The organism is Geobacillus sp. BMUD (assembly GCF_013096845.1).
Lineage (GTDB): Bacteria > Bacillota > Bacilli > Bacillales > Anoxybacillaceae > Geobacillus > Geobacillus vulcani.
Genome location: NZ_SDLA01000009.1, coordinates 14,353 through 30,425, shown reverse-complemented (window position 1 = coordinate 30,425; position 16,073 = coordinate 14,353). Strand labels below are relative to the sequence as shown.

Here is a 16,073-nt window from a genome sequence, read left to right as displayed (position 1 = left end):
AGATAGAAGACATTGCAACAGAGATAGGAGGGTATCGATGTGGCCATCGAACAATTGACGATGCCTCAGCTCGGGGAGAGCGTCACCGAAGGCACCATCAGCAAATGGCTCGTTTCCCCGGGCGACAAAGTGAACAAATACGATCCGGTCGCCGAAGTGATCACCGATAAAGTGAGCGCGGAAATTCCGTCGTCGTTTGCCGGCGTCATTCGCGAATTGATCGCCAAAGAAGGAGAAACGCTTCCGGTCGGCGCGCCGATTTGCACGATCGAAGTCGAAGGCGAAGTCGCCGCGCCAAGCTCGGAAGCGAAGCCGGCGGAGGAAGCGCCGAAAGCGGAAGACAACGCGAAGCCAGCGGCGCCGAAAAAGGCCGGCCGGGCCAACAACGGCCGCTATTCGCCGGCCGTGCTCCGCTTGGCGCAAGAACACGGCATTGACCTCGAACAAGTCGAAGGCACCGGCCTTGGCGGGCGGGTGACGCGCAAAGATTTGCTGAAGCTGATTGAGTCCGGCCAAATTCCGAAAGCGGGAGCGGCACCGGCGGCGGAACAAGCGGCGCCAAAAGCCGAGCCGCGAGCGGAACAGCCGACTCCGGCCGCCGCAACCGTTCAACCGTCTGCCGCGGCCGCACAAGCCGCGCCGCCGAAGCCAGCGCCGCCAACGATCGAAGCGGGAGCGGGCGACATCGAAATTCCGGTCACCCCGGTGCGCAAAGCGATCGCCGCCAACATGCTCCGCAGCAAACACGAAGCGCCGCACGCGTGGACGATGGTCGAAGTCGACGTCACCGACCTTGTCGCCTACCGCGATGCGATCAAAGACGAGTTCAAGCGGCGTGAAGGCTTCAATTTGACGTATTTCGCCTTCTTCGTCAAAGCGGTCGCCCAAGCGCTGAAAGAATTCCCGCAGCTGAACTCCGTTTGGGCTGGCGATAAAATCATTCAGCGCAAAGACATCAACATTTCGATCGCCGTCGCGACCGATGACGCTTTGTTCGTTCCGGTCATCAAGCACGCCGACGAAAAAACGATCAAAGGCATCGCCCGCGAAATCGCCGAACTGGCGGCGAAAACGCGCGCCGGCAAACTTCGTCCGGAGGACATGCAAGGCGGCACGTTCACCGTCAACAACACCGGCGCGTTCGGCTCCGTGCAGTCGATGGGCATTATCAACTACCCGCAAGCGGCCATTTTGCAAGTCGAAACGATCGTCAAGCGCCCGGTCGTCAAAAACGGCATGATCGCCATCCGCGACATGGTCAACTTATGCTTGTCGCTTGACCACCGCGTCTTGGACGGCCTCATTTGCGGCCGCTTCCTCGCCCGCGTCAAAGCGATTTTGGAAAACATGAACAAAGACAACACGCCGATTTATTAACGTTTCCCCCCATCGCCATCGATTAGGCGGTGGGGGTTTTTGCATGGCGCGATTTCAAACTTCTTTCACAAATGTGAGGTATAATGAGGGCAGAAACGAACGTGCGGAGGAGAAAAACGAGATGAAACGAGCGAGCGTGTGGATGCTGTTAGGTTGCTTTTTTCTGCTAAGCGGCTGTGCCCATCCGTCGTTTCCCCCGGTGGCTGATTCGCTTTCCGTCGTCATCAGCCTTGAGGTCAAAGGGGAAACGGTCACCTTTTTGAACGCGAAACATGGCGACCAGGTCGCCCGTTGGAACATCAACGAACCGTTTCAAGGTGGGGCGTTGAGCGCGGACGGCCGGACGCTGCTTTTGTACGGGCGAGATCTTGACGGCGTTTACCGGTACGACCTTGCGACCGGGAAGCCGCTGGCTGAGTGGAAAACGGGGAGCGGCATTGTGAGTGCTGCTCCATCCCCGGATGGCCGCACGTGGTTTTTTGGCGACAGCAAACATCGCGCGGTGCGCGTTGTGAGCCGGGACGGGAAAGAGATCGCCCGCCTTTCGGTCGGATGCTCCCCGATGACGCTGCTTGTCAATCGCGCTGGAACGAGGTTGTATGTGATCGATTTTCAAGACGAACGGGCGTGGATCATCGATGCGGACCGCCGCCGCGTCATCCGTTCGTTTGCCGTGCCGAAATTTGCCTTAGGTGGAGTGGTGCGCGAGCGGCAAGGGGAGCTGTGGGTCGGCGGGCACGGCAGCGGAAGCCGTGTGGAAACGAACATTCATGTCTACTCGCTGCAAGACGGCCGCTTGCTCCGGACGATCGCCGCGCCGGTGATGCCGGTCGATTTTGTTGAAACAGACCGCGGCGTGTTTGTGCTAAGCCATGGCTCGAACACGGTTTATCAGGTTTTGCCAAGCGGGAAGCGGCTTGACTCTGTCTCTGTCGGCGCCAATCCGTTTGCCATGGAAGCGGCAGGAGGCCGTTTGTATATCGCGAGTTATGACAGCGATGAAATCATCGTGGTCGATGAAGCGACGCTGCGGCCGCTCGCCCGCTGGAAGACGGGCGACGGTCCGCTGCAGCTGCTCATTCGGGAGGGACGAACATGAGCGAACGAACCATTTTAATCGTGGATGATGAAGAAGAAATGCGTCTGTTGGTCAGCATGTATTTAGAAAACGCCGGCTTTCGCTGTTTGGAAGCGGAAGATGGGGAGGAGGCGCTGGCGCTGCTTTCCCAACATTCGGTCGATGCCGTCCTGTTGGACGTTATGATGCCAAAACAGGATGGCTTCGCCGTCTGCGCCCGCATTCGTGAGCAGTCGGACGTGCCGATTTTGTTTTTGACTGCGCTTGGCGAAGAATGGGATAAAGTGAAAGGGTTCAAGCTAGGCGGCGACGATTACATCGTCAAACCGTTCAGCCCGGGAGAGCTCATCGCCCGTCTCGAGGCGGTGCTGCGCCGGGTGCGGCGCGGGCGCGAGAACGACGGGCGGCTGCAGTTTGGCGACCTCGTTATTGACGAAAAAGGACGAACCGTGACCGTTGGCAGCGAACCGGTGAAATTGACGTTGAAAGAGTTTGAGCTGTTGCTGTTTTTGGCGAAACACCGTGGGCAAGCGTTCAGCCGCGATGACTTGCTCGTCCATGTGTGGGGGTATGATTACACCGGAAACGCCCGCACCGTTGACACTCATGTGAAAACATTGCGCATGAAGATGAAAGACGCCGGTCGCCACATTCAAACCGTCTGGGGCATCGGCTACAAATTTGAGGGATGAGAAATGAAACGGCTCCGCTTAGGGCAAAAAGTATGGCTGTCGATCGGCGCCGCGGTCGTGGCGACGTTGGCGTTTTCCTTTGGCCTTTTGAATTATTTTTACCGGACGGTGTACATGAAAGAAGTCGAACGAACGTTGATCGCGGAAGGGACGAGCCTCGCCCGTGACTATCGGGGCGGGGCGATCGCTCGGGAATACCGCCGGCAAATCGAATGGTATGACGAAAAATCGACGGCCACCATCCTATTGATCGACAACCCGCGCGAACTGAGCGCCTGCTTTCCGTTTCCGGTCCACTATGACGCGCTCGTGAGCGGCCGCGACCGGGAAACGCTGCTAGCCGGGAAGCCGGTTGTCAAAACCGGCTACGAAAAGCGGTTTGGCCGCCGCGTGATGGCGGTTGTTGTTCCACTTTTGGACGGCAAGCGGCTTGAAGGAGCGATTTACTTGTATTTGCCGTTAGCCGACGTCCAAGAAGCGACGAAACGGGCAGCCGCCGCGTTTTGGCCGTTGGCCGCCGCATTCGCCGCCGCGCTTTTGGTTGTCGGCCGACGGATGGTGCGGCAAATGGTCGAGCCGCTGCAGGCGATGGAACGGGCTGCTGAGCGCATGACGGAAGGACGCTACGAAGCGGGCATCCCAGTGCGGAGTGATGATGAAATCGGACGCCTGGTGCAGGCGTTCAACCAAATGGCCGACGCCATCGCTAAAGAAGACGAGCGGAAACGCGAGTTTTTAGCGAACGTCTCGCATGAATTGCGCACACCGCTCAGCTATATGAAAGGGTACAGCGAAGCGCTCCTGGCTGGCCTTGCGAAAACGAAAGAAGAAGAAAAGGCGTACCTTCGCCTCATCCACCGCGAAACGGAACGGATGGAGCGGCTTGTCCGCGATTTGCTCGATTTGGCGCGCCTTGAAGGGCAAAGCGTGCCGCTCGAGCGCGCGCCGGTGGCGTTCGCTCAAGTGATCGAAGATGTCATCGCCATGTACGAACCGATCGCCGCGCAAAAGCGGATCAAACTGTCATGCGGGTTGGACTATGACGTCATCGTCAACGGCGACGCCGATCGGCTCGAACAAGTCGTGCGCAACTTGCTTGACAACGCCATCCGCTATACTCCGGAAGGCGGCGCGGTGACGGTGCGGCTTTCCCGCCTGTCGGAAGCAGAAGGAGAACTCGTGATCGAAGACACGGGAAAAGGCATCCCGAAAGACCAGCTCCCGCTTCTTGGCCAGCGCTTTTTCCGCGTCGACCGCGCCCGCACCCGCAAAGAAGGCGGCACCGGCTTAGGGCTGGCCATCGTCAAGCAAATCGTCGCCCTTCATGGCGGCGCCATTCAGTTCGACAGCGACCTCGGCCGCGGAACGACGGTATCTGTCCGCCTGCCGCTCGTTGGGGAAGGGGAAGAAACATACGTTCAAGACAAAGGAACGGATGGTGTATCATCAATATAAAAATTAGGAGGCAGGTGGAGGAAATGGGTTCACCAGAAAAGGAACAGGCCCCGATGACCTACAAAGAGTATGCGACATGGCCGGAAGGAAAACGGTGCGAGGTGCGGAGTGTACAGCCGTGATGACACCGTTCCCGTTCATGTATGGGAGGATTTGTTCATCGATTTGCGAAACATTTTCCAATGAACAAACGGGTTGACCTTTCCGCTAGGCGGTGATGTTGCCTAGAAGGCTGGTGATTTAATCTTGGATACGGCTTTGCAATGTCATTTCTCAACTAGAAAAACCTTGTTGCATCGGTCCTGCTTTTCGCTCATTCTCCCATTGATGAAGGGAATCAGCCGTTTTTCCCCAGCCTTCTAGGTTTCGCCAGCCGATGTCGCATTCATTTGACGGCCCAACGCAACGAACGCGGCATTGGCGGTTGATGGGGAACGTTCAGGGAACGACTCTTCGGTTGAATCATGTGGTCGGAAACAAAAGCGCACCTTCGCGGTTTTGTGCGCAGCTCCCCTTTGCCAACAGCCAGGAACAAGGTGTTTTGTTCATTGCCCAAACGCGGCCGATGTACTACAATAAACATAGAACCCGTTTTTTCCCACCAAAGCGCGGCTTCATTCGGTTGGCGTGAGGCGCCATCGGGTGTGGCTCGTTTTCAGGTGGAAAAACGAAAGCGGTTTCTTTTTTGGCAGAAAGACGCGAAAGGGGATGGGGAAATGAGCGATGTCGCGAAGATGAAGGAAGCGGCGTTTCCGGCTCCACCGATGGAGGAGTGGGAGCGGGAAGCGGAACGGTCGCTGAAAGGCAAGCCGCTCGAGCGGCTTGTGACGATGACGTACGAAAACATAGCGGTGAAACCGCTTTATACGCGCCGCGATGTAGAGGCGCTCGGCCCGCTGGAGCAGTATCCGGGCTTTGGTCAGTACGTGCGCGGGGCGCGGCCGGAAGGGTATCGGGGCGAGCCGTGGAAGGTGAGCCAAGAGATTTCGGCGGCAAGCCCGTCCGACTGGAACGAGGCGGTGAAGCATGACTTAGCGCGGGGACAGACGGAAATCCATTTCGCTCTCGGGCGGCTGCCGTTTGCCGTCGAGTCGGTTGAGGATGTGGCCGCGATGTTGGATGGCGTGCCGCTTGACCGCTATTCGCTCCGTGTGGACGCCGGGGTGCGGTCGCTTCCGTTTTTGGCGCTTTTGGCCGCTTATTTCAAGGAACGGGGCGTCCCGCTATCGAGCGTGCGCGGCGCCATTGGCATGGATCCGCTCGGCGCTTGGGCGGAACAGGGGACGCTCCCGTGTTCGCTTGAGCGGCTGTATGATGAAATGGCGGAAGTGACGAAGTGGACGACGGAACAAATGCCTGCCGTTCGCACGATTTTCGTGCGCGGCGAGCCGTACCATAACGGCGGGGCGAACGCCGTGCAGGAGCTCGCGTTTTCGTTGGCGGCGGCCGTCGAGTACATCCGCGCCGGACTGGACCGGGGCTTGACGATTGATGACATCGCGACAAGGATGCAAGTGTCACTGGCGGTCGGAGCCGACTTTTTCATGGAAATCGCCAAGCTGCGGGCGGCGCGGCGGTTGTTTGCGCAAGTGATCGAAGCGTTTGGCGGCAGCGAATCATCACGGCGCATCGAATTGCATGTGCGCACGTCGCCCTTTACAAAAACGGTGTACGATCCGTATGTGAATATGCTTCGCGCCGGAGCGGAAGCGTTTGCGGCCGTTGTCGGCGGCGCCGATGGCGTGCATGTGTCGCCGTTTGACGAAGCGATCGGGCTCGCTGATGCGTTTTCGCGGCGCATCGCCCGCAACACGCAGCTCATTTTGCTTGAAGAGGCGCATCTCGCCCAAGTCATCGATCCGGCGGGCGGCTCGTATTATGTGGAGACATTGACGGCGAACCTTTCCGAAGCAGCGTGGAAGCTGTTTCAGCAGGTGGAGGAAAAAGGCGGCATGAAACAAGCGCTTCAAGACAGCTTCGTGCAGGGGGAAGTGGAGGCGATTGCGAAGCGGCGGCTTGAGCGCGTCAAACAGCGGAAAGAAAAAATCGTCGGCACGAACGTGTACGCCAATTTGGAGGAAACGCCGATCGAAAAGCCGAAGCAAGCCGCAGTGAACATGGTGCTGCCGTTGGATGAACAGCGGGTGGCCGATATTCGCAGCACGCTTGTCGGCGGAAAGTGGATGGAAACGATGATTCGTGCGGCCCGCCGTCGAGCAACCGCTCGGGAAATGGCAGCGGCGCTGGCCGATGGGAAGGAGGCGGCGGCCATCGCGCCGATTCGCGCATGGCGTTTGGCTGAGCCGTTTGAGCAGCTGCGGAAGGCGGCCGAGGAGCATGCGGAGCGCACGGGAAGCCGGCTTTCCGTTCACTTGATCAATATCGGGCCGCTTGTCCGCCATCAGGCGCGCGCCGATTTCATCGCCGGGCTGTTTGCGGCCGGCGGGGTGGCGGCTGAGCGAAGCGACGGCTTTGCCTCGGTCGAGGAAGCGGTCGAATGGGTGCGGAACACGAACGGGACGCATTATATCGTGTGCGGCGCGGATGACGACTACCCGGGGTTCGTTCCGGCGTTGGCTGAGGGGTTCAAGCAAGCCAAGCCGAACGCGAAGCTGTATGTCGCCGGAAAACCGCCGGAAGAGCTCGAGAGAACGTACGCGGATGCGGGTGTGGATGGGGCAATTCATCTCGGTTCGAACGCGTACGATGTGATCGTGGCGTTTCTCACGGAAAGAGGGGTGGCGTTGGATGGCGAAGTACGTTGATTTTACAAAGATGACGCTTTCCGCGGCAGCGGCCGATGTGGAGGAGAAACAGTGGAGAGACGCGGTGGAGCGGCGCGTGCAAGCGTCGATCGATGAACTGTTGTTTCAGACGAACGAACACATTGCCGTGAAGCCGCTTTATACAAAGAATGACATCGATGGGCTCGATTTTCTTGATTATATGCCCGGGCTGCCGCCGTACTTGCGCGGACCGTACCCGACGATGTATGTCGTGCGGCCGTGGACAATCCGCCAATACGCCGGTTTTTCGACGGCGGAGGAAAGCAACGCGTTTTACCGGCGCAACTTGGCGATGGGGCAAAAAGGGCTGTCGGTCGCCTTTGACTTGGCGACGCACCGCGGCTATGACTCTGACCATCCGCGCGTCGTCGGCGACGTCGGCAAAGCAGGGGTCGCCATCGATTCGGTGCTCGATATGAAAATTTTGTTTGACGGCATCCCGCTCGACCAAATGTCGGTGTCGATGACGATGAACGGGGCGGTGCTCCCGATCATGGCGTTTTACATCGTCACCGCCGAAGAGCAGGGAGTGACGCAAGACAAACTGTCGGGCACGATCCAAAACGATATTTTGAAAGAATATATGGTGCGCAACACGTACATTTACCCGCCGGAGATGTCGATGCGCATCATCGCCGACATTTTTGCCTATACGGCCAAATACATGCCGAAATTCAACAGCATCAGCATTTCCGGCTACCATATGCAAGAAGCCGGGGCGCCGGCTGATTTGGAGCTGGCGTATACGCTCGCGGACGGGCTTGAGTACGTGCGCACCGGCTTGAAGGCGGGCATTGACATCGATTCGTTCGCTCCGAGGCTGTCGTTTTTCTGGGCGATCGGCATGAACTACTTTATGGAAGTGGCGAAACTGCGCGCCGCGCGCCTCATGTGGGCGAAAATGATGAAAACGTTCAACCCGAAAAATCCGAAATCCCTCGCTCTAAGGACGCATTCGCAAACGTCAGGCTGGAGCTTGACCGAGCAAGATCCGTTCAACAACGTCGTGCGCACGCTCATCGAAGCGCACGCGGCGGCGATGGGGCATACGCAGTCGCTCCATACGAACGCGCTCGATGAGGCGATTGCCTTGCCGACCGATTTCTCGGCGCGCATCGCCCGCAATACGCAGCTGTACTTGCAGGAAGAGACGGGCATTTGCCGGACGATCGACCCGTGGGCTGGTTCGTATTACGTCGAGACGTTGACGAACGAACTGATGAAGCGGGCGTGGGCGCATATTGAAGAAATCGAAAGCTTAGGCGGGATGGCGAAAGCGATCGAAACCGGCATCCCGAAAATGCGCATCGAAGAAGCAGCGGCCCGCCGCCAAGCGCGCATCGATTCAGGGGTGGAAACGATCATCGGGGTGAACAAATACCGTCCGGAAAAAGAAGAGCCGATCGACATTTTGGAAGTGGACAACACCGCCGTGCGAAAGCGGCAAATCGAGCGGCTGAACGAGCTGAAGGCGACGCGCGACAACGAGCAGGTCGAAGCGGCGCTGGAGGCGATTACGAAAGCGGCGGAAACGGGCGAAGGGAACTTGCTTGAGCTCGCCGTCCAAGCCGCGCGCGTCCGGGCCACCCTCGGGGAAATTTCGTACGCCATTGAAAAAGTGGCGAAACGCCATCGCGCCGCCATCCGCTCGATCAGCGGCGTCTACAGTTCGGAATACAAAAACGAAGCGCAGCTCGAGCGGGTGAAGCGACGGGTGGAGCAATTCGCCGAACTTGAAGGGCGCCGTCCGCGCATCTTGATTGCGAAAATGGGGCAGGACGGCCATGACCGCGGGGCGAAAGTGATCGCGACCGCGTTTGCCGATTTAGGGTTTGACGTCGATATCGGCCCGCTCTTCCAGACGCCGGAAGAAACGGCGCGTCAGGCGGTCGAAAACGACGTGCACGCGGTTGGCATCAGCTCGCTCGCCGGCGGACATAAGACGCTCGTGCCGCAGCTTGTGTCGGAGCTCGAAAAACTCGGCCGCGACGATATTTTAGTCATCGTCGGCGGCGTCATCCCGCCACAAGATTACGCGTTCTTGTATGAACACGGCGCCGCCGCCATCTTCGGGCCAGGCACGGTCATTCCGGAAGCGGCGGACAAAGTGCTCGATGAAATTTACGCCCGGCTCGGCTATGAGGACGTGAGCGAATGAACGGCGAAGAGAAACGATGGGAACAGACAAGCGCCCAGAGCGCGGCTTCGGATGGGCCGCCGCGCCGCCCGGAATGGGCGGACGGCGAGAGCGCGTCGTCGTACGTGCACGCCGAACGCCCGCCGGCGCCAAAGCGGATCGTGAGGCGGAAAGAGCGGTCGGTGGACGAGTACGTCCAAGGGGTGCTCGCCGGCGACCGCACGATTTTGGCGCAGGCGATTACGTTGGTCGAAAGCAATGCGGCTCGTCATATCGATCTTGCCCAGCACGTGCTTCATGCCCTGCTCCCGCACGTCGGCCGCTCGATCCGCATCGGCATCACCGGGGTGCCGGGGGCGGGGAAAAGCACGTTCATTGAAGCGTTCGGGACGTTTTTGTGCGAACAAGGGCACCGCGTCGCCGTCTTGGCCGTCGACCCGACGAGCTCGTTGACCGGCGGCAGCATCCTCGGCGACAAAACGCGGATGGAGACGCTCGCCCGACATCCGCTTGCGTTCATCCGTCCGTCGCCATCCGGCGGGGCGCTTGGCGGCGTGCACCGGAAAACGCGCGAGACGATGATGCTGTGCGAAGCGGCCGGCTATGACATTATCCTCGTTGAGACGGTTGGCGTCGGGCAAAGCGAGTTTGTCGTCCGCGGGATGGTCGACTTTTTCCTCCTGTTGGCGTTAACCGGCGCCGGCGACGAGCTGCAAGGGATGAAGCGCGGCATCATGGAGCTTGTGGACGCCATCGTCATCAACAAGGCGGACGGCGATAATAAAGAAAAAGCGAAAGCGGCGCAAAAAGAATACAACCAGTTTCTCCATTACCTGCGCCCGGCCACGCCCGGCTGGGAGACGAAAGCGTACACGTGCTCGGCGCTGCTGGGCGAAGGGATCGCCGACATGTGGCGCGTCATCGAAACGTTCGTCGAGACGACGAAGCGATCCGGCGTCTTTTTCGACCGCCGCCGCCAGCAGCAAAAAGACTGGATGCACGCCATGATCAAAGAATATATCGAAACGCGCTTTTTCACCGACCCGATCGTGAAAGAAAAGCTTCCAATGCTCGAGAACAGCGTCATTTCCGGCGCCAAGCCGGTCACCGCCGCCGTCAAAGAGCTGATCGAGGCGTATGAGCGGAAGCGGAGCGGCGAACTATGATATGATAAAGGGAAAGCGAAGGAGGTGTCACGATGTTCCAATTTCAATTTCCACTCTATAGCGACATCGTCGAACAAGCGCGGCGCGAAGCGGTCGAAGCCGGATTTGAAGAGCTGCGCACGCCGGAAGACGTCGACGACGCGTTTCGCCGTCCGGGCACAACGCTTGTCCTCATCAACTCCGTGTGCGGCTGCGCCGGCGGCATCGCCCGTCCCGCAGCGGCCCACGCCGTCCACTACGACAAGCGTCCGGATCATTTGGTGACCGTCTTTGCCGGCCAAGACAAAGAAGCAACGGCCCGCGCGCGAGAGTATTTTGTCGGCGAGCCGCCGTCCTCGCCGTCGTTCGCTCTGCTAAAAGACGGGAAATTGTGCGCCATGCTCCACCGCCACGACATCGAGGGGCACGAGCCGGTGGCGGTCGTGCAAAAGCTGCAGGCGCTGTTTGACGAATATTGTGAGGAAGTGTGAATGGAAACACCCGAAGCCAAAGAAGGCTTCGGGTGTTTGTATGATTGGTGGAGATGATGTTCATGAACATTGGACAAAAGCAGGGGCCAATCATTGTGTTTGCTTTCGCTCCGTGTTATGATGGTTAGTAAAGCAACCAAGAAATTTGGTTATGTTTCAGGAAAGAGAGGAATAATATGGTACCATCAGATTCGATGACAAAGGAGAAGGTACCGATGGACAAACTCCCAGATGACAAGAAAAAACGTGTGAAGCGCATTGCTGTATCAAGTAAAAAACAAATTACAATCCCTAAAGATTTTTATGAGCAATTAGGAATTGGAAATGAAGTGCTGATTGAGCTAGCGGATAATGTGAAAATTTTTACGAAGAGCTGCAGCGTTATATGAAGACGAACCGAGCGCCGTTTTCGAAGGCATAGATCTATTTAAGACAATGGCTAAAGGAGAACGGTGGCATGGATGAGCAGGAATTGATTAGACTATTGCACCAGCATGCGTTTCGGTTGCTGTTGTATTTGAAAAACGTCATTGCCGCGTCGAAGCAAGTGGCGGAGTATATTGACGACATTGTCGGCGTTTACTCATGCGACGTGCTTTTTTCGCCGTGCTGAACGAGACGATCCGGCGGGAAATCGAGCGCGATGGAAAGACGATTGATGAGAACGCCTGCTCATAAAACGTGCCTCTTTTTTGTGTCTAGCACGGTCTATCCCACATGAGCGGACAGCCGTCTTTTTTTGCCCCTCCGCGGCGGTTGGGGCAGATGGGCTTCAGGATGCAGGGCGCGTGAGCCGAAGATTGTCCGTTTTTCCTTGCATCGAAAGCGCCGTCATCGGTACAATGAAGTCGGCAACCATTGGCAAAGGAGACGGCGCGATGAAAATCGGCTATCGGACGTTGAAAACGGCGGTCGGGGCGGCGCTGGCGATCGCCATCGCTCAGTTTATCGGCCTTCACAACTTCGCTTCTGCCGGCATTATCGTCATTTTGTGCGTTCAAGTGACGAAAAAGCGGTCGCTTGAGACCGCGCGGGCCCGTTTGGCGGCGTGCGTTGTCGCGATCGGGTTTGCGGCGTTGTTTTTTGCCGTCTTCGGTTACCATCCGTGGACGATCGGGCTGCTGCTGTTAGTGTTTATTCCAGTGACCGTCCGGCTGAAAGTCAACGAAGGCATTGCGACTAGCTCGGTGATCATTTTGCATTTGTATGCGGCCAAGGAGATCACATGGGAATGGGTCGTCAATGAGCTGCTGTTGGTCGCTGTCGGCATCGGGGTGGCGCTCATCGTCAACATGTACATGCCGAGCGCCGAGAAGCAGCTCAAAGAGTACCAGCGCATTGTCGAGGATTTGTTTCGCATCATTTTAAAAGAAATCGTGCGCTATTTGCGCACCAATGAGCTCGATTGGGATGGGAAGGAGCTGCCGCTTGCCGCGGAGATGCTTGAGCAGGCCAAAAAGCTAGCGATGCGCCACGCCGACAACCAACTATGGAGGAACGAAGATGAATACGTCCGCTACTTCCGCATGCGTGAGCGGCAGCTGGAAATCATCGAGCATATGCTTCCACTTGTGACGTCGCTGACGTACACGGTTGAGCAGCGGATGATGATCGCCAATTTTATCGACGAATTAAGCGACGCCATCCACCCGGGAAATACGGCCGATCGGTTTTTGCGGCGTCTTGCCGAGATGCGCGAGCAGTTTAAGGAGATGCCGCTGCCAACGACCCGCGAGCAGTTTGAAGAGCGGGCGGCGCTGTTTCATTTAGTGCGCGAATTGGAGCGATATTTAATCATCAAAAGCCAATTTCATCCCGGAAACGAACCAAAACAGCAGCGGCTTAAGGCATGATACAGGGCATATGTCCATCCGTTTTGGCGCACACTATGGCCAAACGCTCAAACAAAGGATGGACTGATGATGCGAATTTGGTTGGTCATTTGTCTGGCGATGGCTGTGGTGTTCGCGGCGCCTTTTCAGGCGGCGGCGGAGGCGAAGCCGCTTGTGATTGTGAACAAAGCGCTCAATCAACTGGCGCTCGTCCGCGACGGCCGCATCGAAGCCGTTTATCCGGTGGCAACGGGGGTGAATGCCGAACTGACGCCGGAAGGACTGTTTACCGTGACGGTGAAGGCGAAAAACCCGTATTATCGGAAAAAGAACATCCCGGGCGGAGCGCCAAACAATCCGCTCGGCACAAGGTGGATCGGCTTTAACGCGCGCGGGACGGACGGGCGCATCTACGGCATTCATGGTACGAACAACCCGGCGTCGATCGGCGGCTACGTTTCGCAAGGCTGCGTGCGCATGCACAACCGCCATGTTGAGCAGCTGTACGAACGGGTGTCGATTGGCGCCAACGTGCTCATTCTTCGCAGCAACGAATCGTTTTACGCCATTGCCAAACGATACGGCGCCGTCGAATGAAAAACGCAAGCTTCCGGTTTTGGAGCTTGCGTTTTTTACGGAGTGCGGTTAAAACCACATGCTGATGCCGGCAAGAAGCGTCGTCAGCAGCATGCAAATGAGCATCAAATAGACAATGAATTTTTGTGTTTTGCGCGACAACGGTCCGTCCTCCTTCCGTCCGCTGTTCTACGTTTATTGTAACGGCAAACAGCAGGGCGGACAAGGAAAAACAAAAAGCAGGATTTTTTGTCGAAACGGCGAATCATACATGGTTGGATGGATCATTTTGCAGCAAAGGGGTTGCAGACGATGCAAGTGAAAAAAGTCGACCATATCGGCATTGCTGTCCGCTCGATCGAGAAAGCGCTTCCGTTTTATACGGATGTGCTCGGCCTGCCGTTTCTTGGCATCGAGGAAGTCGAGTCGGAGCAGGTGAAAGTGGCGTTTTTGCAGGCCGGAGAGGCGAAACTGGAGTTGCTCGAGCCGCTGTCGCCAGAGAGCGCGGTGGCGAAATTTATCGAAAAGCGCGGTGAAGGGATCCATCACGTGGCGCTTGGCGTCGAGGACATCACCGAGCGCATCCGTGAGCTGAAGGAGCACGGCATCCGCATGATTCAAGATGCGCCGAAACGCGGCGCCGGTGGGGCGCTCGTCGCCTTCATGCATCCGAAATCGACCGGCGGCGTGTTGTATGAACTTTGCGAGCGAACGAACCAAACGGAGGGACACCGATGAGCGACATGTACGACAAAATCAACGAACTGTATGACCGCCGACGTGAGATTGAACTGGGCGGCGGCGACGAGAAAATCGAACAGCAGCACGCGAAAGGGAAGCTGACCGCGCGCGAGCGGATTGACTTGCTTTTGGACGAAGGAACGTTTGTCGAACTCAATCCGTTCATCGAGCACCGTTGCACCGATTTTGGCCTTGGGGAAAAGAAGGGGCCGGGCGATGGGGTCGTCACCGGCTACGGGAAGATCAACGGCCGCACGGTGTTTGTGTTTTCGCAAGATTTCACCGTTTTCGGTGGGGCGCTTGGGGAAATGCATGCAAAAAAAATCACGAACATCATGGATTTGGCGGCGAAAACCGGGGCGCCGGTCATCGGCTTGAACGATTCGGGCGGCGCCCGCATTCAAGAAGGGGTCTTGTCGCTGGACGGGTACGGGCACATTTTTTACCGCAACGCCATTTACTCCGGGGTTATTCCGCAAATTTCCGTCATCATGGGGCCGTGCGCCGGTGGAGCCGTCTATTCGCCGGCCATCACCGATTTTGTGTTCATGGTCGAAAAAACGAGCCAAATGTTCATCACTGGCCCGAAAGTGATTGAAGCGGTGACCGGGGAGAAAATCAGCGCCGAAGATTTAGGCGGCGCCCGCGTGCACAACACGATCAGCGGCAACGCCCACTTTGCGGCGGCGAATGAAGAGGAGGCGCTCGCCGAGGTGCGGCGGCTGCTTGGCTATTTGCCGTCAAACAATAACGAAAAGCCACCGTTTGGCCCGATTCCGGACGGGGACGACTACCGGCCCGATTTGGCCGATGTCGTGCCGATTGACGCCGTCCGCCCGTACGATGTGCGCCATGTCATCGCCCACGTCGTTGATGACGGATCGTTTATGGAAGTGCAAAAAGATTTTGCGAAAAACATCGTGATCGGCTTTGCCCGCATCAAAGGCGAGGTGGTGGGGCTTGTGTGCAATCAGCCGAAGTTTATGGCCGGGGGGTTGGACATCGATTCGTCCGACAAGGCGGCGCGGTTCATCCGTTTTTGCGATTCGTTCAACATCCCGATCATTACGTTTGAGGACGTCACCGGCTTTTTCCCGGGCGTCAAGCAGGAGCACGGCGGCATCATCCGCCATGGGGCGAAAATTTTGTACGCCTACTCGGAAGCGACGGTGCCGAAAATCACCGTCATTTTGCGCAAAGCGTACGGCGGTGCGTACGTCGCTTTAAACAGCAAATCGATCGGCGCCGATGTCGTCTATGCGTGGCCGAACGCCGAAGTGGCCGTCATGGGGCCGCAAGGGGCGGCGAACATCATTTTCGCGAGCGAAATTGAAAACAGCCCGAATCCGGAAGAAACGCGGGCGCAAAAAATTGCCGAATACCGCGAGAAATTCGCCAACCCGTACGTCGCCGCCAAATACGGCATGATCGATGACGTCATCGACCCGCGCGACACGAGAATCAAGCTCATCCAAGCGCTCGAGATGCTTCGTCATAAGCATGAAGAGCGGCCGAAGAAAAAGCATGGCAACATTCCGCTGTAAGCGATCGAAGAGGGCGTCTCCAAAAGCGATGGAGCGCCTTCTTTGTCATTACGAATGCCTATAAAATAGCAGGCAGCATTTTTCTTATGGATGGGATTGTTTTTTTCTCTTTGGCAACGAAAGACGGGGACAAGGGGTCCGCCGCCTCCTGCTCAGCGTCCAGTTTGGTGTTGGGCGAGAGATTCCGGTATACTGAAAAGGGAAACTATACATAGGAGG

The 16,073-nt window shown here is 57.5% G+C and carries 15 protein-coding genes; 14 read left to right on the top strand and 1 reads right to left on the bottom strand.

All coding sequences use genetic code 11. The annotated features are described in order from the left end of the window. Positions 1-39 precede the first annotated feature (39 nt). From ETC05_RS11295 to ETC05_RS11235, 12 genes are all read left to right on the top strand, one after another. Entirely contained in the window at positions 40-1,377 is a 1,338-nt protein-coding gene (locus ETC05_RS11295) for a dihydrolipoamide acetyltransferase family protein (RefSeq protein ID WP_171661023.1), read from the top strand. Positions 1,378-1,498: 121 nt separating this feature from the next. After that, complete coding sequence (locus ETC05_RS11290; RefSeq protein ID WP_171661022.1) at positions 1,499-2,476, top strand: hypothetical protein; 978 nt, start codon at positions 1,499-1,501, stop codon at positions 2,474-2,476. Continuing rightward, the gene (locus ETC05_RS11285; protein WP_031408409.1) at positions 2,473-3,147 is read left to right on the top strand and encodes a response regulator transcription factor; all 675 of its coding nucleotides are present in this window, start codon (positions 2,473-2,475) and stop codon (positions 3,145-3,147) included. The genes ETC05_RS11290 and ETC05_RS11285 overlap by 4 nt, the downstream gene beginning before the upstream one ends. A gap of 3 nt (positions 3,148-3,150) precedes the next feature. After that, a complete protein-coding gene (locus tag ETC05_RS11280; protein WP_051870816.1) occupies positions 3,151-4,602 on the top strand; it encodes a sensor histidine kinase in 1,452 nt (483 codons plus the stop codon). 716 nt (positions 4,603-5,318) lie between these two features. After that, entirely contained in the window at positions 5,319-7,367 is a 2,049-nt protein-coding gene (locus tag ETC05_RS11270) for a methylmalonyl-CoA mutase family protein (RefSeq protein ID WP_171661021.1), read from the top strand. Then, positions 7,351-9,546, top strand: a complete 2,196-nt coding sequence (scpA, locus tag ETC05_RS11265; protein WP_171661020.1) for a methylmalonyl-CoA mutase — start codon at positions 7,351-7,353, stop codon at positions 9,544-9,546. Before ETC05_RS11270 ends, scpA begins: the two co-directional genes overlap by 17 nt. Further along, positions 9,543-10,691 carry a methylmalonyl Co-A mutase-associated GTPase MeaB gene (meaB, locus tag ETC05_RS11260; protein WP_171661019.1) on the top strand — a complete coding sequence of 383 codons (1,149 nt, stop codon included), beginning with the start codon at positions 9,543-9,545 and terminating at the stop codon, positions 10,689-10,691. Before scpA ends, meaB begins: the two co-directional genes overlap by 4 nt. A 32-nt stretch (positions 10,692-10,723) precedes the next feature. Continuing rightward, on the top strand, positions 10,724-11,161 hold the full coding sequence (locus ETC05_RS11255; protein ID WP_031408422.1) for a BrxA/BrxB family bacilliredoxin: 438 nt from the start codon (positions 10,724-10,726) through the stop codon (positions 11,159-11,161). A gap of 215 nt (positions 11,162-11,376) precedes the next feature. Further along, positions 11,377-11,550, top strand: coding sequence for an AbrB/MazE/SpoVT family DNA-binding domain-containing protein (locus tag ETC05_RS11250; protein WP_156961391.1), 174 nt, complete (start codon positions 11,377-11,379; stop codon positions 11,548-11,550). A 68-nt stretch (positions 11,551-11,618) separates the two neighbouring features. Then, positions 11,619-11,774, top strand: coding sequence for a hypothetical protein (locus ETC05_RS17700; RefSeq protein WP_193363901.1), 156 nt, complete (start codon positions 11,619-11,621; stop codon positions 11,772-11,774). A gap of 265 nt (positions 11,775-12,039) precedes the next feature. Beyond that, positions 12,040-13,014 carry an aromatic acid exporter family protein gene (locus ETC05_RS11240; protein ID WP_031408423.1) on the top strand — a complete coding sequence of 325 codons (975 nt, stop codon included), beginning with the start codon at positions 12,040-12,042 and terminating at the stop codon, positions 13,012-13,014. Positions 13,015-13,083: 69 nt separating this feature from the next. After that, entirely contained in the window at positions 13,084-13,590 is a 507-nt protein-coding gene (locus ETC05_RS11235; protein WP_031408425.1) for a L,D-transpeptidase, read from the top strand. A 48-nt stretch (positions 13,591-13,638) separates the two neighbouring features. Here the strand turns inward: ETC05_RS11235 and prli42 are convergent, their stop codons facing one another. Further along, positions 13,639-13,731, bottom strand: coding sequence for a stressosome-associated protein Prli42 (gene prli42 / locus ETC05_RS11230; RefSeq protein ID WP_156961392.1), 93 nt, complete (start codon positions 13,729-13,731; stop codon positions 13,639-13,641). Between the two features lie 150 nt (positions 13,732-13,881). On the opposite strand from prli42, the gene mce reads away from it, so the two are divergent. Both mce and ETC05_RS11220 read left to right on the top strand, forming a co-directional pair. After that, on the top strand, positions 13,882-14,307 hold the full coding sequence (gene mce / locus ETC05_RS11225; RefSeq protein ID WP_031408427.1) for a methylmalonyl-CoA epimerase: 426 nt from the start codon (positions 13,882-13,884) through the stop codon (positions 14,305-14,307). Then, entirely contained in the window at positions 14,304-15,854 is a 1,551-nt protein-coding gene (locus ETC05_RS11220) for an acyl-CoA carboxylase subunit beta (protein WP_031408429.1), read from the top strand. Before mce ends, ETC05_RS11220 begins: the two co-directional genes overlap by 4 nt. The last annotated feature ends 219 nt before the right edge of the window (positions 15,855-16,073 follow it).